Below are 16,965 nucleotides of genomic sequence, written 5' to 3' on the forward strand. Positions count from 1 at the left end.
GGTTTCATATGAGGTTAGCCGATTCAAACCGTGCGGGCTCTTGTGGCGAACGCTAGACCTCAATCAGGTGCTTGAGCGGGTGGTAGCCGGTTTTCAGTGTGGCGGCAACGTCGAGGATCGCCTTCTCGATACCATTCAAATGCATGCAGGTCAGCTCAATGGCCGCGCTTTGATTGCCGGCCTCGATGTATTCGATCAGCCGAAGGTGTTCATCATCGCGGCACGCCTCGTGGCTGTCGTCATCGAGGGCGGCGGCGTACAGCGAGGCACGGGAAATCAGCTTCTGGAACCAGTCCAGCAGCACCGGGTTGTTCAGGCTTCGCGCGAGTTTGATGTGGAACTCGCCGAGCAGATGAATCAGCCGTTCGTGGTCGCCGCTGCGGTGCGCTTCATCTTCCAGCAACAAATGATCGCGCAAGTCCTGGGTCACCGCGGTGTCCCGACGACGGCAGAGTTCGCTGACGATGCCGATCTCGATCAACCGCCGGGTTTCGAACAGCGAACGGATCTCTTCGTCGCTGGGCAACGACACCGATGCCCCCTTATTGGGCTCGGTGGTGACCAGCCCATCCGCTTCCAATTGCTTGAGCGCGGCACGAACCGACGTGCGGCTGACATTAAAAAGTTCGGCCAGCGAAGCCTCTCCGAGCTTCATGCCGGGGCGCAACGAACGTTTGCTGATCGCCTCGTAAACCCCTTGGTAGACGCGGTCGACCGTGGTTTCGAGTTTCTTATCGGTCATTTCAACCCTCCTTTAGCGCTAAACAACCGGCCCCAGGCGATGAACAGCCTTTGAAAAAGGGGGTTGCACGGGCAGATTAATCCGGTTATTTGTAGATTGCATCCAGATATTGCATACAATAATTAGAGGATTGCACCATTATGGGTCAACCAATAGCTATCGAAGTGCGTAACGTCTCTAAACGGTATTCCGACGATCCGGGACTGGCTCCAGCCCTCGACAACGTATCAGTCGACATTGCCGACAACGAATTCTTCACCCTGCTCGGCCCTTCCGGCTGCGGCAAAACCACCCTCCTGCGCACCATCGCTGGCTTCGAACATGTCAGCGACGGCGAGATCCGTCTGGCGGGCGAACCGGTCAACGATTTGCCGCCGTTCAAGCGTCGGGTCAACACCGTCTTTCAGAGCTACGCGCTGTTTCCGCACATGAGTGTCGCGCAGAATATCGCCTTCGGCCTCGAGATGCAGGGTCTTGATCACAAGCAAATTGCCCAGCGTGTCGATGAGATGCTGGCGCTGGTGCAAATGCAACACCTGGCCAAGCGCAAACCGGCCGAATTGTCGGGCGGTCAACAACAACGCGTAGCCCTGGCCCGGGCCCTGGCGCCGAAACCCAAAGTACTGTTGCTGGATGAGCCGCTGTCGGCGCTGGACCTCAAGCTGCGCAAGGAAATGCAGGTCGAACTCAAGCGCGTACAGAAGGAAGCCGGCATCACCTTCATTTTCGTGACTCACGATCAGGAAGAAGCCCTGACGCTGTCTGATCGCATTGCCGTGATGTCCGCCGGCAAGATCCTGCAGATCGGCACGCCCAACGACATTTACGAACGCCCGCAACATCAATTCGTCGCCCAGTTCATCGGCGACATCAACTTCCTCCCCGGCCACCTCAAGCGCGGCCAGCAGAACGAAAAACTCTTCGTGCCGAGCGGCATGCCGGTGGAAATTCCTTGCCCGGCTCAAGGCTTCGACGGCGCCAAGGTGCAATTGGCCTTCCGCCCGGAACGTTCGCAACTGGTCGATCCGGCGCAACCGCATCACCTGCGCGGCGTCATCGAAGCGGTGTTGTATGTCGGCACCGCGACGCTTTATCAGTGCCGCTTGAACAACGACATCAAGGTCATGCTGCGCGAAAACAACGAAGGCCTGAACCGTGGCCGGGTGGTCGGTGATCGCGTGGCGGTCAATCTGCCGCCCCACGCCTGCCTGTTGATGGAGGCCTGAGATGAGCGTCAGCAGCACTTCTCCCGCCCTCAACCGCGCCCTGTTACTGAGCCCGGTAATTCTGACCTTGCTGGCGCTGATCGCGATTCCGCTGGGGATCATGGGCTACATCAGCCTGTTGCCGCGCAATGTGTATGGCGGCGTCGACTGGCAGGCCGACTGGCAATTGCAAAGCTACGTGCAGCTGTTTTTCCAGGAAGGATTCGACGGTGAACTGGAACTGAACTGGGTCTACGCCCAGGCGTTGTTGCGCTCGGTGTTCCAGGCGGGTGGCACCACCGTGCTGTGTTTCCTGTTCGGCTTTCCGGTGGCGTTGTGGATGTCGAGCCTCACGCCGCGTCGGCGCAACCTCATGGTCTTGCTGATTACCATCCCGTTCTGGACCAACCTGCTGATCCGCAACTACGCCTGGCTGATCATCCTGCGCGAGCACGGCTGGGTCGCGCAAAGCCTCAACGCGCTGTTCCCCCAGGCCGGCGGCATCACCCTGCTCTACAACGACTTCGCCGTCTGTGTCGGGCTGGTCTACAGCTTCTTGCCGTTCATGATTTTGCCGATCTATTCGACCCTGGAAAAACTCGACTGGCGCCTGGTGGAAGCCGCCTACGACCTCGGTGCCAATCGCTGGCATGCGCTGAAGCGGATCATCCTGCCGCTGTCGATGCCGGGGGTGATTGCCGGTGCCCTGCTGGTGTTTGTGCCGAGCCTGGGGGCCTTCATCACCCCGGCGATTCTCGGCGGTGGCAAGACGCTGATGATCGGCAACCTGATCCAGCAGCAGTTCGGCACCGCGCGCAACTGGCCGCTGGGCAGTTCGCTGTCGTTCCTGTTGCTGGGGATTCTGCTGCTGTCGCTGGTGGGTTACGCCCTCTATAGCCGCAGCGCTGCCAAAACACTACGTCGGGGAGCCACCGCATGATCGCCCTGCACCTGAAAAAACTGCCACTGACCCGCGAAGTCAGCCTGCTGATCCTGGCCTATCTGTACGTGCCGATCTTCGTCCTGATCGCCTACAGCTTCAACGCCAACCGCTCGGCGACGGTGTGGACCGAGTTTTCGTTCGCCTGGTACGGACGGATTCTGGCCAACCCGTCGATCCAGACGGCGGCATTGAATTCGATCATCGTCGCCAGCATCGCCACGGTCTGCGCCACGGCGATTGCGCTGCTCGCGGCATTGGCAACGTACCGGCCGTTCTATGGACAGAAGATGGTCGAGGGCGGGATCAACCTGCCGCTGATCCTGCCGGAAATCGTCACCGCCGTGGCCACGCTGCTGCTGTTCATGGCGCTGGGAATCAAGCTCGGTTTGCTGACGGTGATCGTCGCGCACATCGGCTTCTGCATTCCCTTCGCGTACCTGCCGATCCGCGCACGCCTGAATGATCTGGACAAGAGCCTGCTGGAGGCGGCGAACGACTTGTACGCCAACCCGTGGCAGGTGTTCCGCCGGGTGACGCTTCCGCTGTTGTGGCCGGCAGTGCTGTCCGGTTCGGTGCTGGCGTTCGTGGTCAGCCTCGACGATTTCATCATGACCTTCTTCGTCGCCGGCCCGGGTTCGACCACCTTGCCGGTGTACATTTTCTCGGCAATCAAGGCCGGCGTAACACCGGAGATCAATGCGATCTCGACCCTGATGCTGTTGATTTCCATCGTGCTGGTGGTGCTGGCCTTCTGGCTGGGACAGCGCGGTAAACAACAATGAGCCTGGAGCGTTCTCGAATGAAAACAAAAAGCATGCGTCCCGCTGTCGCCGGTCTGGCCCTTAGCTGCTTCACTGCACTCACTGCGTTCGGCGCGCACGCCGCGGAACCCAAGGAACTGTTTTTCTACAACTGGACCGATTATTACCCGGTCGACCTGCTGGCCAAGTTCGAAAAGGAGACCGGAATCAAGGTCACCATGGACGGCTACGACAGCAACGAAACCTTGCTGGCCAAGTTGCAGGCCGGTGGCGCGGCGTATGACGTGATCGTGCCGTCGCAGTCGATCATGCGCACCTTGATCAACCAGAACCTGCTGCTGGAAATCGACGCCTCCACCCTGCCCAACTTTCAATACGTGAAACCCGCATTCCGCGATCCGGTATTCGACCCCGGCCGCAAGTTCTCCGCACCGTATTTGTGGGGCACCACCGGGTTCTCCTATGACAGCGCGCGCGTGCCCGGCGGCAAGCTCGACGATTCGTGGAAAGAGTTCTTCGAACCGCGCAAGGAACTGCAAGGGCAACTCGCCGCCCTCGACACTTCCAGCAGCGTGATCAACGCCGCCAGCCATTACCTGAACGTCGACGAATGCAGCGAAAACCCGCAGGACGCCAAGCGCATCCTCGAACTGCTGCAAAAACAGAAACCGTTCCTGAAGATGTACAGCTCGGACAACACCGTCGACCGCATGGCCTCCGGTGAAGTGATCATGATGCAGAACTGGAACGGCTCGACCGCACGCGCCACCTTGCAGAAGAGCACCATCAAATACGTGTATCCGCGCGAAGGCCTGGCGATGTTCCAGGACAACTTCGCCGTGCCGAAAAGCGCACCGCACCCCGGTAACGCGAAGATTTTCATCGACTGGATGATGAAACCGGAAAACGCCGCCGCCGTGTCCAATTCCATTGCCTACGCCAACGGCATCCAGAGCGACAAGCTGCTCGACGCCAAGTGGAAAGTCATGGACGCCATCAACATGCCCGACGAATTCGCCTCGCGCTTGCGGCCGGAGAAAGAGTGCAGCAACAAGGCGCGGGAGCTGCAGGATCGGGTTTGGTCGAAGCTCAAGGGCTGAGTGCCTGACTTTAGACCGAGGCGCGGCCTTCGCGGGCAAGCCTTGTTCCTACAGGGGAATGCGCATCCTTGTAGGAACGAGGCATGCCCGCGAAGACGCCGGCCAATCCACCATCAAATTTGAGGTGTATGCAATGACTCAACCCCGCTGGCTACGCAACGTGCGCCCCTACGGCGCCACAGCCGAAGACCTGCTGCTGGAAAACGGCCTGTTCAAACAACGCCGCCCGGCCTCCAACACCGCGCTGGCCGCCACCGACATTGACGGCCAATACCAGCTCCTCAGCCCTGCCCTGGTGGAAAGTCACGTCCACCTCGACAAAACCCTGTGGGGCCAACCCTGGCGCCCGAACAGCGCCGGCCCGACCCTCAAGGACTACATCGCCAACGAGCGCCGCGTCCTGCGTGAAGTTGACGCGCCCATCGCCCATCGTGCCGGCGCGTTGCTGGAAAACTGCATCGCCCGTGGCTCGCTGACGATGCGTTGCCACGTCGACATCGACCCGGAATTCGGCCTGCGCCATGTCGAGGCCATGCAACAACTGCGCGACATCTACCGCGACCTGATCGACCTGCAACTGGTGGTGTTTCCGCAAACCGGCCTGATCAGCCGCCCCGGCACCACCGAATTGATGCGCGAAGCCATGGCGCTGGGCGTGGAAAACGTCGGCGGCCTCGACCCGTGCGGTATCGACAACGACCCGGTCGCGCAACTCGACTTCGTGTTCAAGCTGGCCAGCGAATTCGACCGTGGCGTCGACATTCACCTGCATGACAAAGGTGAACTGGGCCTGTGGCAAATCGCGTTGATCGCCGATTACACCGAGCGCTTCGGGCGGCAAGGTCGGGTGATGATCAGTCACGCTTACTGCCTGGGGATGTTGCCGTGGAGTCAGGTCAAACCGCTGGCCGAACGCTTGGCGGCGTTGAGCATTTCGCTGATGAGTTCGGCGCCGGCCGATTGCGCGGTGCCGCCTTTCCTTGCGTTGCGTGAAACAGGCGTGAATGTCTGCCTGGGTTCGGACGGCATTCGCGATGCGTGGTCGCCGATGGGCAACGGCGACATGCTGGAACGGGCAATGCTGCTGGCCTTGCGCTTTGACTTGAACAAGGACGATGAACTGGCCGCAGCGTTCGAAGCGGCGACGGTGAACGGTGCCCGGGCGCTGGGTTGTGAACGGTATGGATTGGAGATCAGCCAAGCGGCGGACTTCCTGCTGATGCCGGTACAGACTTTGGGCGAAGCCGTGGTTTCTCGACCCGTGCGGCAGGTTTATCGCGGCGGTGAGTTGATCGCCTCTGGTGGTCGGCTGCTGGAAAGCCGCTTGTGAAATGCATCGGTCTGAAGGCCAGTTGCGTGGTCGGCTTCGACGGCACGCAGCATGTGCTGTGGCGCGACGGCGAAGTGGTGTTCGAAGGTTCGCGCATTGTGTTTGTCGGGCGTGGTTTTACCGGGCCGGTCGATCAGTGGATCGACTATGGCAATGCGTTGATCGGCCCGGGTTTCATCGATCTGGACGCACTCGGGGATCTGGATTCCACGGTGCTGACGCTGGACAACGGCGATGAACGCGACATGGGCCGGATGTGGTCTGAGGACTATCTGGCGGCCGGTCCGCGCGAGAGTTTCGACCCTGATGAAGAAGTCTTCAAATACCGCTACGCCTTCACGCAGTTGATCCGCAACGGCATCACCACGGCCCTGCCAATCACCTCGATGTACTACCGCGAGTGGGCCGAGACCTACGACGAATTTGCAGCGGTGGCCGGCGTGGCGGCCGAACTGGGGCTGCGCACTTACCTCGGCCCCTGCTACATGAGCGGCATGAGTTATTGGCGGGCCGATGGCACCCTCGGGCATCACTGGGATGAAGCCCGGGGAATGGCCGGACTCGATGCGGCGGTTCGGTTTTTCCATGATTTCGAAGATGCGCACCAAGGCTTGATTCGCGGCGCCTTGTTGCCGGATCGCATCCAGACCTGCACCCCGGCGCTGCTGCAACGCACCGCCGCGCTGAGTCGCGAATTGAGCGCGCCGATGCGTTTGCATTGCTGCCAGGGGCTTGGCGAGGTGGCGATGGTCGAGCAACTGCGTGGTGTGTCGCCGCTGCACTGGTTGCAGCAACTGGACCTGCTGACCCCGCGCAGCCTGCTGCCCCACGGCATCTACACCTCGGGCGATGACGATCTGCAACGGGTGGTGGATGGCGGCGCAAGCCTGGTGCATTGCCCGGTGGTGTTTGCTCGCGACGGTGAGGCACTGAATTCGTTTGGGCGCTATCGGGCCAAGGGCATCAACTTCGCCTTGGGCACAGACACCTGGCCGGCGGATCTGCTGGAAAACATGCGCCAGGGGTTGAACATCGCCCGTTTGATGGAGGGCGGCGATGCGTTGACCTCCACGCTGGACATGTACAACGCCGCCACCCTCGGCGGTGCGAAAGCCTTGGGCCGCGATGATCTCGGTCGCCTGGCAACCGGGGCCAAGGCCGACATCACGGTGTTCAGCCTTAGCGGCCTGCACCTGGGGCCGTTGTTCGATCCGCTGAAAAACCTGGTGCTGGCCGGGCGCGGTGACGACTGCATCGCCAGTTACATCGACGGCCGCTGCGTGATGCAAGACGGCCAGGTTCAGGGCATCGATTACCCCGCTCTGCAACGCCAGGCCCAACAACAATTCGAAAAACTGATGCGCAGCCACAGCGACCGGGCCATGGGCCGACCGGACTGGAAAACCCTGTTCAAACCGGCCATTCCGTTCGCCGACGACTACAGCGCAGACGCGCCGTTGAGCGCAATCGATCCCCTTATTTAGAGATGTCTTCCAATGCAAAGCTTCGACTTCAGCACATTGAGTGCGCGGGACAAATACAAGATTCTGATCGGCAGCGTGGTGCCTCGGCCGATTGCGCTGGTCACCACGATTGATGGCGAAGGCCGGATCAATGCCGCGCCTTTCAGTTTCTTCAATGCGCTGTCCGCCGACCCGCCGATCCTGGCGCTGGGCGTGGAAAACTACGGCGACCAAAGCCCCAAGGACACCACCCGCAACATCCAGCTCAATCAGGAATTCACCGTCAACATCGTCAGCGATGCGCTGGTGGAGGCGATGAATGTGTGCGCGGTGCCCTTCGCGCCCGGCTTCGATGAGTTGACGGCTGCGGGGCTGACGGCGATTGCCGGCACCACGGTCAAATGCCCGCGCATCGGCGAGGCGCCGGTGGCGTTGGAGTGTCGGCGGATGATGGCGCTGTCCATCGGGCAGTCGCGGGAAATTATCTTCGGGGAAGTGTTGATGGCGCATGTGCGGGACGAATTGATCGACCCGAAAACCTTGTACATCGATCAGCTGGGGCTGGATGCGATCGGGCGCATGGGTGGGCATGGCTATGCACGGACCCGGGATTATTTCGATTTACCGACGCGGTCGTTGCAGGCGTGGACGGATGCGCCGGGGGGTGGGGAGCGGTTTTGGCCTGCCACCAAATGATCGTCCCTTAACTGATCGTTCCCACGCAGCGTGGGAACGATCTCACTGGGTTCAATCAGTACCGTATTTCGGCGAACGCGGTCCGTACAGCAAGCCCGCCGGTTGACCGGCCGACAGCAGGCGCGCACTGGCCACACCGGCAATCGGGTGACCGGCGTCGGTGGCGCTGTTGATCACTTGCTTGACCGCTGCCGTAATCAGCATGCCAACCAAGCCGCCGCCACCGTTGTTGCCGCCCTCTTCGCTCGAAGCCCGGGCCGAGCCGGTCCACAGGGTGGTGCCGCTCTTGAGGTCGACCAGTTTCGCGGTGGCGGTCACCACGGTTTCGCTGCTGATGATCATGTAGCGCGTACCGTAGTCCGTCACGGTGATGTACAACGCCGCATCGGCACCGAAAATTTCCTGCAGCTTGTTGGCCGGGGCCTGGTGAATGTCCGCCGGTGTGGTCAGGCCATTCTGGCGGAATGTCTCATCGACCAGGGTGATCGGCAGCACGTAGTAACCGGCTTCTGCCAACGGGTACGTGACCTGCGACAACATGCTGTAGGACGCCTTGACGTCCGGCGAGTTGTTCAGCGGCGGCAGCACCAGAATGGTTTTCGGACGGGCTTGCTTGTACGCCGAATAGTCCACGGTCTTGGGGCTGACGCAGCCACCGAGCACAGCCAGCGCCAGCAACCCGGCCATCAGTTTCAATGAACGCGCGATCATTGGGTGTCTCCGGTCTTGGCGTTTTTAAGCAGAAAATCCATGTACGGCGTCGACTCGGGAAACAGGGTTTTCTCAGTCCTGAACTGCTGCACCATCTGATCGTCCTTGCCCATGCTCAGGTACAACAGACCGAGGTGCGCGTGATAGCCAGGCGGCGGCGTCTTGCCGGTGGACTTGATCTTCTGCAGGTCGCGTTCCAGCGCTTCGGCCTGGGCTTCCTTGGGTTCTTCACCCTTGAAGTACTCGTAAACTTCCGGCTGGTAGCTTTCCCACTGGTAAAGGGTTTTCGGGCCAGCGCAACCGGCCAACAGGCCGCTGACCAGCAATGTCGACGCCATCAGCGCCCACGACACATACGTCTTGAACATGCTTTTACCGCTCCTTGTCATCAACCTTGATCAGTTACCCGGTTTCCATGCCCCGGCGTTCATCCCGTCTACCAGGCGATTGATCGCCTCGCGCATGGCCAGGTCGAGCACCTTGCCGTTGAGGGTCGAATCGTAGGCAGCGGTGCCGCCGAAGCCGATGACTTCACGGTTGGACAAGGCGTACTCGCCCGCGCCCTGAGTCGAATAAACCACTTCGGAGGTGCTGATATTGACGATGTTCAGGTTGACCTTGGCGTAGGCCACCTGGGTCTTGGCGCGACCGAGAATGCCGAACAGTTGGTGGTCGCCGGTTTCTTTGCGGCCGAACTCGGTGACATCACCGGTGACCACAAAGTCAGCACCCTTGAGGCGCTGGGACTGGCCCTTGATCGCGGCTTCCTGCTGGATCTCGCCCATGTTGTCGCGGTCCAGCACGCTGAAGCGGTTGGTTTGCTGCAAGTGAGTGATCAGGATGGTCTTGGCCTGACCGCCGAGGCGATCCACGCCGTCGGAGAAGATGCCGCGCATGTAGCTTGAACGGTTGTCGAACTTGCCGACCGCCATGGGCACACGAACACCGGCATACGCCACGCTGGCGCTTTCGACTTTTGCGACTGGCAAGGCGCGCGAGCTTTCCGTGGCGCAACCGGCCATGCTGCCCAAAAGGGCAATCGCTGCCGCCGATACCAACATCCGAGAGATCATTCTCACTGTGCATTCCTTCTGAAAAAACGGTTTATCCCGGCACGGCAATAGCCAACCGCTGCGGGTTGCAGCGGCGAAAAAGCGAGGGGGAATCAAATCGATAATCGACGTGCGGGACGTCGGCGGCCGGCATTATGCCAAAGTGCCATCACTGATAACAGTGTTTAATTTTTTATTGGCGCCAATGCATTGGCTGTCGCGATCAGTGGTTGGGATCAGTGGAAATCGCGGCTGCGCACGCTGATGCCATCCAGCAAGGGGCTCAGGTCGCTCAAGCGTCCGGCAATCAGGTGGCGCACCTCGCCTTCCTTTTCCCAGCGGCCATCGACCTTGAGCAACTGCGAGCCGACCAGCACTTTTCGCTGCCGATCAGCCAGGTCGCGCCAGACGATGACGTTGATGTTGCCGAATTCGTCTTCGAGGGTGACGAAGGTCACGCCACTGGCCGTGCCCGGCCGTTGCCGGCCGGTGACCAGCCCGGCGACGCTGACCGGGCGCCCGTGCTCGACCTCCATCAGCTCTTTCGAACTGCGGCAACGTCGGGCTTTCAACTCACCACGCAACAACGCCAATGGATGCGGACCCAGGGTGGTGCCGACACTGTTGTAGTCGGCCAGCAGGTCCTCGCCCACTGTGGGTTTGGGCAGATAGATCGCAGGTTCTTCCTGACTCGGCAGGCCGGCAAACAAACCGAGTTGCTTCTGCACCCCCGCCACTTCCCAGCGCGCCCGATGACGATCGCCGGCCAGGCCCCGCAACGCACCGGCATCGGCCAGTTGCTCCTGGGCACGGGCATCGAGTCGCGCGCGCTCGCCCAGGTCGGCGATGTCGACAAATACACCCTTTGCCCTCGCCGCTTCGATGCGCCGGGCATCGTCCTCGCGAAAGCCCTTGATCATCCGCAGCCCCATGCGAATCGCCGGCTGCGCGCCGGTGATCGGTTCGAGGCTGCAATCCCAGTCACTGGCGCGCACGTCCACCGGGCGAATCTGCAAATGATGTCGGCGCGCGTCCTGCAGAATCTGGTCCGGGCTGTAGAAACCCATGGGCCAACTATTGATCAGCGCACAGGCGAAGGCCGCCGGTTCATGGCATTTCAACCAGCAACTGGCGTAGGTCAACAAGGCGAAACTGGCGGCGTGGGACTCTGGAAAACCATAACTGCCGAAGCCTTTGATCTGTTCGAAGATCTGCGCGGCGAACTCGGCCGTATAGCCGTTTTTCTTCATCCCGGCGGCCAGCCGATCCTTGTGCGGTTCCAGTCCGCCATGGCGTTTCCAGGCGGCCATGGAGCGACGCAACTGATCAGCCTCGCCGGGGCTGTAGTCGGCGGCGACAATCGCAATCTGCATCACCTGTTCCTGAAACAGCGGCACGCCCAAGGTGCGTTTGAGCACGACTTCCAGCGCCGGGGACGGGTAAACCTCGGGTTCCTCCTTGTTTCGCCGTCGCAGGTATGGATGCACCATCCCGCCCTGGATCGGCCCCGGACGGACGATTGCCACTTCGATCACCAGGTCATAGAAGGTCCGGGGCTTGAGCCTCGGCAGCATCGACATCTGTGCCCGGGATTCGATCTGGAACACGCCGATGGTGTCGGCACGGCCGATCATGTCGTAGGTTTGGACATCTTCGGCGGGGATCGTCGCCAGGCTCAAGTCCAGATGGCGATGACGACGCAGCAGATCAAAACAGCGGCGGATCGCACTGAGCATGCCCAAGGCCAGAATATCCACCTTGAGCAGCCCCACTGCATCGAGATCGTCCTTGTCCCACTGAATGATGGTGCGCTCGGCCATGGCAGCGTTTTCCACCGGCACCAGGCTGTCCAGTGGCTGCTCGGAAATCACGAAACCGCCGGGGTGTTGGGACAGATGCCGGGGGAAACCGATCAGTTGCTGAGTCAAACTCAGCACCCGGCGCAGCACCGGGCTCTCGGGGTCGAAACCGCCTTCAAGCAGGCGCTCCACGGGCGGCGTTGCATCGCTCCAGTGGCCGCAGCAATCGGCCAGGGCGTTGATCTGATCCGGTGGCAAACCCAGGGCCTTGGCCACATCGCGCACCGCGCCGGCCGCGTGATAGGTGCTGACCACTGCCGTGAGCGCGGCGCGGGTCCGGCCATAACGCTGGAACACGTACTGCAAGACCTCCTCGCGGCGCTCGTGTTCGAAATCGACGTCGATGTCCGGTGGTTCATTGCGCTCTTTGGAGAGAAAGCGTTCGAACAACAGAGTGGTGCGGTCCGGGTCGATTTCCGTGATGCCCAAGGCAAAACACACCGCCGAGTTCGCGGCAGAACCCCGGCCCTGACAGAGGATTTTTTGTTCACGGGCAAACCGCACAATGTCGTGCACCGTGAGGAAGTAGCTTTCATAGCCCAGCTCGGCGATCAGCTCCAGCTCCTTGTCGATCTGCACCAGCACCTTGGCTTGCGGACCGTCCGGCCAGCGCCACGCGATCCCCTCTTCGGTCAGATGCCGCAGCCAGGACGTGGCCGTCTGGCCTTGCGGCACCAGCTCGCGGGGATACTGGTAACGCAACTGGCCGAGGTCGAAGGTGCAACGCCGGGCAATGGTCAGCGTTTCATCGAGCAGTGCTTGCGGGTAGATCGATTGCAGGGCATCGAGGCTGCGTACATGCCGCTCGCCGTTCGGATGCAGCCGCAACCCGGCCTCGGCCACCGGCAGGTGATGACGGATCGCGGTCATGGTGTCCTGCAAGGCGCGCCGTCCACGGGTGTGCATGTGCACATCGCCGCTGGCCACCGCAGGAATCCGCAGTTCCCGCGCCAGGGTCAACAGCGCGTCCAGTCGCCGGGTGTCGTCCTGCCCGCGATGCAACTGCACCGCCAGCCACAGGCCATCGGTGAACGTCTGTTTGAGCCAATGACCGCTGGCAAAATCATCGACCGTGTCCGGCACCCACAGCGCCAGCAACCCCGGCATCGGTTCACTGAAGTCCTCACGCAGCACTTGATACTGGCCTTTCTCCGTGCGGCGCCGCGCCCGGGTGATCAACCGACACAGGGTCTGGTAACCCTCAAGGTTTTCCACCAGCAGCACCAGCTTCGGACCGTTCTCGATGCGCACTTCACTGCCGATAATCAGCGGCAGCTCCACGGATTTGGCCGCTTGCCAGGCGCGGACGATACCGGCCAGGGTGCATTCATCGGTGATCGCCAGCGCTTGATAGCCGTGTTTTTTCGCCCGCTGAAACAATTCCAGGGCACTGGAAGCACCGCGCTGGAAACTGAAGTTCGACAGGCAGTGCAGCTCCGCATACTCGACGCTCATGCGAACCAGCCTTGCAGCCACAGCGGGCCACCCTCACCCACCGCACGGTAGGCCCAGCCCTGCTGGCCGGAACGGGTTTCGATCAGGTAGTAATCGCGGCGCACGTCGTCGCCGTCCCACCAGCCGGACTCGATGCGCTCCGGCCCCATGAGGATCCGCGTCGAGCCTTCGTGTACGGCTTGCGGCTCGGTCAGCAACCAGCCCGGACGCTGCACCCCCGCCAATCCCGCACACAGTTGTTTGTCGGCCCGCGCCTGCCACGCGCACTCTGGCCGGTGATCGGCCTGGAAACGCAAGCCATGCACCGCGTCATCCCCGAGCCGTGCACGCAAGCGTTCGCGCAGTTGCTCCCAGGGCAAGGACTGCTGCGGACGGTCGTCGAACAGTTCCTGACGTTGCGGGACGAAGCTCGGCAGGTCTTCGGCGCGCAGCCGAAAACCGCGCACCGGGGCCTCGACCTGCACCTGTTCCAGCCGTCCCCGGGCCAGTTCGAAGAGCATCGCCGGATCGCGCTCGGCGCTGAGCAGGCCGACCTTGATCAGCGTGTCCGGCAAGCCGGCGTGTTCCAGATGCAGGTCGAAACGCTGCACGCCACTGTCCCGGCCACAAAGGAAGGCCGACAGATCGCCGGTCAAGCGACGCAATGGAAACAACAACGCCTGATGGGATTGCACATCGAAGTTGAGCTCGATGCGCACATCAAACCGGTCCGGCGGCAGGTAGAACGCCAGCGCCAGCCGCCGCTCGCCGAACAGCGCATCCAGGTGCTTGAGCACTTGGGCCTCGAAACGTCGCGCCAGGCTGTTGCGCGGCAACGCCTGAACCTGGCTCAAGGTGCGCAACCCCATGCGCGACAACGCCGTGGCCACCGCCGGTTCCAGGGCGATCCGGTCAACCGGCAATTGCCCCAGGTGATAGCGCAAGGCTTGATCGTCCGGCACCACCAGGCCGTCATACATATTGGCCAACACCCGCGCAGCCACCGGGTTGGGCGCGGCGACGATCCGATGCCGAAAGCCCAGTTCGCCGAGCTCGGCACGCAACCGCGCCTCGAACTGCGGCCACGGCCCGAACAACCCCAGGCTGGATTCGATTTCAAACACCACGGCACGCGGGTAATGCACGCTAACCTGAGAGCTGAACCGATAGGCCCACGCCGCCAGGAACTGTTGCCAGTGCTCGATCTCGGCGACATCGTATTCGGCCGTGACAAAACCTTTGCTCAAGGCCTGGGCGGCGGTCATCGACTGCCCCGGGCGCAAACCCAGCGCCCGCGCCGGAGCGTTGACCGCTTGCAACACCCGGCGCTGTGCCGGGCCCGTCAGCAGCGCCAACGGTTCATCGGGATCGGGGCGCTGACGCAGTACCGCGTCCAGCGCCAATTGCGGGAAGAGAATGCACACCCAGCGCATGGCAACCTCAATGCCCCACGGGAAAGGCAATCGGCGCCGAACGCGCCAACCCGCCCCGGCACTTGAGCACACGCAACTGTGCAGGCCGGGCATCGATGGCGATGCGCAGCGCCGCAGGCGAAGGGTTGATGGCTTCGTTGATCGAGCGATAGGCGAACGCCAGGGTCGAGCCGGTTTCGGCCGCCACCTGCAAGCGTCGCAGCGCCCGGTCATCGGCCTTGTGCGGCCAGCACAGCACCGCGCCGCAACTGCCCGAACGCAGGCATTGTTCCGCTGCCCACAGCGCATCGCGCTCGCTGGCCTGGATGATCGACAACTGGCGCAGATCGACCCCGGCGTTCTGCCAGGCCTGGGGATACGGCACGTAAGGCGGCGCCACCAGCACAATGCGCTCGCCCGCCGCCGACAGCCGCGCCAGGGCCGGCCACACCAGTTGCAACTCGCCAACGCCCTGCCCGGCCAGGAGGATTTCGGTCAGCGCCGCCTCCGGCCAGCCGCCGGTGGGCAACGCCGCGTCCAGTGCGGCATGCCCGGTCGGTTGCGGGCTGACAGATGGTGGCGCAGGCCGGCCCTTCCAGACCTGGCCGCCATTGAACAGCGTATCCAACGCAACGACGGCGCCCATCACCCTTGCCTCACCAGACCGCAGAACACGCCTTCGATGGCCAGGTCCTGATTGGCCTCGACGATGATCGGCTTATAGGCCGGGTTGCGTGGCAACAACCGGACAACATCGCCGACCCGCTCGAAACGCTTGATGGTGACTTCGCCGTCGAGCCGCGCCACGACGATCTGGCCGTTGAGCGCTTCGGGATTGCGGTGTACGCCCACCAGGTCGCCGTCGAGAATACCGTCCTCGATCATCGAGTCGCCCTGGACCCGCAGCATGTAGTCCGGCACTCGCGAGAAGATCGACGGGTCGAGCAGCAAGCGGCTGTGCACTTCGGCATCGGCACCGATCGGCGCACCCGCCGCGACCCGCCCGAGTACCGGGATGTCCAGCAATTCGGGCCGCGCCGGTTGCCCGAGCAAACGAATGCCCCGGGCCTGATGCGGGTTGACCTCGATAAAACCGGCCTCGGTCAGCGCCAGCACATGCTTGCGCGCCACGCTGCGAGAGGCGAAACCAAATGCCTCGCTGATTTCAGCGAGGCTTGGGGATTGACCGTGCTCCGCGATTCGATCACGGATAAAGGTCAGGATGGCGGTACGGCGGGGAGTTAAAGTCGTCATGGAGTACATTTGTACTCTTTCGGCATTTTCCTGGCAAGGACCGCCAGTCAGCTCAAGCCACGCGACGCCAGAAACCCTGCGATGTAATCGATGAAGGCCAGCACTTTGGCGGTTGCCCGCCGATGACTGGGGTACACCGCCAGGATGTAGGAGCCAAAACTGTCGGGATCGATGTCGTAATCGGCCATTACCCGCACCAGCCGCCCATCGGCGATGTACGCCGCGGCACTCCACAACGGCGTGTGCAGCAAACCGCGTCCGGCCAGTGCGTTGGCCAGCAGCAGGTCGTAGTTGTCACTGCGCAATCGTGGTGATTGCGGTTGCGCCAGGCTCAATCGTTGCCCGTCGCGCTCGGCCCACCAGAATTCGCGGCTGAGCAGCGGATGACGGTAGAGCAGCCATTCGTGGTCATCGAGGGTGTCCGGCGTGACCGGCAACCCCTTGCGCGCCAGATATTCAGGGCTGGCGCATAACGCCAGCCGATTGCTGCCGACGACGCGAGCAATCAACCCCGGCAAATCGTCATGCCCCTCGCGCAACGCCAGGTCGTAGCCGCTTTCCAACAGGTTGACGAACTCATCGCACAGGTCCACTTGCAGGTTGATCTGCGGGTATTGCTCCAGAAAGCCGCCGCACACCTGATCGAGAAAAGCCTGCCCATACGCCAGCGGCGCGGTGATTTTCAGGTTGCCGCGCAGGCCATGCTGCAACTGCTCGATTTCCTCGCCGGCCTCCTCCAGCCGCTGCAACACCTGGCGCGCGGTTTCCAGATAAAGACGACCCGATTCGGTCAGCAAAATCCGTCGGGTGCTGCGTTCGAACAAGCGGGCGCCGAGCTCCGCTTCGAGGTGATTGACCGCTTTGGTCAGGGCCGACGGGGTCTTGCCCAGTTGCTCGGCGGCGCGGCTGAAACTGCCGAGTTGCGCCGTGACCACGAACATTTTCAATGCACCCAACTTGTCCATTCTTTTTCCATTCAGGCAAAAACGTTTTTCGTGAGCGA

Annotated in this window: 16 protein-coding genes; 7 read left to right on the forward strand and 9 right to left on the reverse strand. The window is 62.0% G+C overall.

All coding sequences use genetic code 11. From position 1 onward, the window contains the following. Positions 1–52: 52 nt before the first annotated feature. Positions 53–742, reverse strand: coding sequence for a GntR family transcriptional regulator (locus FHL16_RS25945; RefSeq protein ID WP_010460977.1), 690 nt, complete (start codon positions 740–742; stop codon positions 53–55). A gap of 140 nt (positions 743–882) precedes the next feature. Between FHL16_RS25945 and FHL16_RS25950 the strand changes: the two genes are divergently transcribed. The 7 genes from FHL16_RS25950 (at position 883) to FHL16_RS25980 (ending at position 8,240) form a co-directional block, all read left to right on the forward strand. After that, on the forward strand, positions 883–1,968 hold the full coding sequence (locus FHL16_RS25950; protein WP_077749685.1) for an ABC transporter ATP-binding protein: 1,086 nt from the start codon (positions 883–885) through the stop codon (positions 1,966–1,968). A gap of 1 nt (position 1,969) precedes the next feature. Next, complete coding sequence (locus FHL16_RS25955; RefSeq protein ID WP_010460983.1) at positions 1,970–2,887, forward strand: ABC transporter permease; 918 nt, start codon at positions 1,970–1,972, stop codon at positions 2,885–2,887. Continuing rightward, positions 2,884–3,672, forward strand: a complete 789-nt coding sequence (locus tag FHL16_RS25960) for an ABC transporter permease (RefSeq protein ID WP_010460984.1) — start codon at positions 2,884–2,886, stop codon at positions 3,670–3,672. The genes FHL16_RS25955 and FHL16_RS25960 overlap by 4 nt, the downstream gene beginning before the upstream one ends. Positions 3,673–3,689: 17 nt before the next feature. Continuing rightward, positions 3,690–4,751 carry an extracellular solute-binding protein gene (locus tag FHL16_RS25965; protein ID WP_010460986.1) on the forward strand — a complete coding sequence of 354 codons (1,062 nt, stop codon included), beginning with the start codon at positions 3,690–3,692 and terminating at the stop codon, positions 4,749–4,751. A 133-nt stretch (positions 4,752–4,884) separates the two neighbouring features. Further along, entirely contained in the window at positions 4,885–6,081 is a 1,197-nt protein-coding gene (locus tag FHL16_RS25970; protein ID WP_077749686.1) for an amidohydrolase family protein, read from the forward strand. Then, positions 6,078–7,565: an amidohydrolase family protein gene (locus FHL16_RS25975; RefSeq protein WP_077749687.1), complete on the forward strand. Its 1,488-nt coding sequence runs from the start codon at positions 6,078–6,080 to the stop codon at positions 7,563–7,565. The genes FHL16_RS25970 and FHL16_RS25975 overlap by 4 nt, the downstream gene beginning before the upstream one ends. A 12-nt stretch (positions 7,566–7,577) precedes the next feature. Next, entirely contained in the window at positions 7,578–8,240 is a 663-nt protein-coding gene (locus FHL16_RS25980) for a flavin reductase family protein (RefSeq protein ID WP_077749688.1), read from the forward strand. A gap of 51 nt (positions 8,241–8,291) precedes the next feature. Here the strand turns inward: FHL16_RS25980 and FHL16_RS25985 are convergent, their stop codons facing one another. From FHL16_RS25985 to FHL16_RS26020, 8 genes are all read right to left on the reverse strand, one after another. Continuing rightward, the gene (locus FHL16_RS25985; protein WP_010460994.1) at positions 8,292–8,951 is read right to left on the reverse strand and encodes a DUF799 domain-containing protein; all 660 of its coding nucleotides are present in this window, start codon (positions 8,949–8,951) and stop codon (positions 8,292–8,294) included. Further along, positions 8,948–9,289 (reverse strand): DUF4810 domain-containing protein, encoded by a 342-nt coding sequence (locus FHL16_RS25990; protein ID WP_370654478.1) that lies wholly within the window; start codon positions 9,287–9,289, stop codon positions 8,948–8,950. Before FHL16_RS25990 ends, FHL16_RS25985 begins: the two co-directional genes overlap by 4 nt. A gap of 60 nt (positions 9,290–9,349) precedes the next feature. Further along, positions 9,350–10,024 carry a CsgG/HfaB family protein gene (locus tag FHL16_RS25995; RefSeq protein WP_162179691.1) on the reverse strand — a complete coding sequence of 225 codons (675 nt, stop codon included), beginning with the start codon at positions 10,022–10,024 and terminating at the stop codon, positions 9,350–9,352. 215 nt (positions 10,025–10,239) lie between these two features. After that, positions 10,240–13,338, reverse strand: coding sequence for an error-prone DNA polymerase (locus FHL16_RS26000; RefSeq protein WP_197678975.1), 3,099 nt, complete (start codon positions 13,336–13,338; stop codon positions 10,240–10,242). After that, complete coding sequence (locus FHL16_RS26005) at positions 13,314–14,729, reverse strand: Y-family DNA polymerase (RefSeq protein WP_010461003.1); 1,416 nt, start codon at positions 14,727–14,729, stop codon at positions 13,314–13,316. The genes FHL16_RS26000 and FHL16_RS26005 overlap by 25 nt, the downstream gene beginning before the upstream one ends. A gap of 7 nt (positions 14,730–14,736) precedes the next feature. Continuing rightward, positions 14,737–15,354, reverse strand: a complete 618-nt coding sequence (gene imuA / locus FHL16_RS26010; RefSeq protein ID WP_010461005.1) for a translesion DNA synthesis-associated protein ImuA — start codon at positions 15,352–15,354, stop codon at positions 14,737–14,739. After that, positions 15,354–15,971 (reverse strand): transcriptional repressor LexA, encoded by a 618-nt coding sequence (gene lexA, locus FHL16_RS26015; RefSeq protein WP_042932007.1) that lies wholly within the window; start codon positions 15,969–15,971, stop codon positions 15,354–15,356. Before lexA ends, imuA begins: the two co-directional genes overlap by 1 nt. Positions 15,972–16,009: 38 nt before the next feature. Beyond that, a complete protein-coding gene (locus FHL16_RS26020; RefSeq protein ID WP_010461008.1) occupies positions 16,010–16,927 on the reverse strand; it encodes a LysR family transcriptional regulator in 918 nt (305 codons plus the stop codon). Positions 16,928–16,965: the final 38 nt, after the last annotated feature.

It is taken from the genome of Pseudomonas sp. FSL W5-0299, assembly GCF_005930655.1.
Classification (GTDB): domain Bacteria; phylum Pseudomonadota; class Gammaproteobacteria; order Pseudomonadales; family Pseudomonadaceae; genus Aquipseudomonas; species Aquipseudomonas mandelii.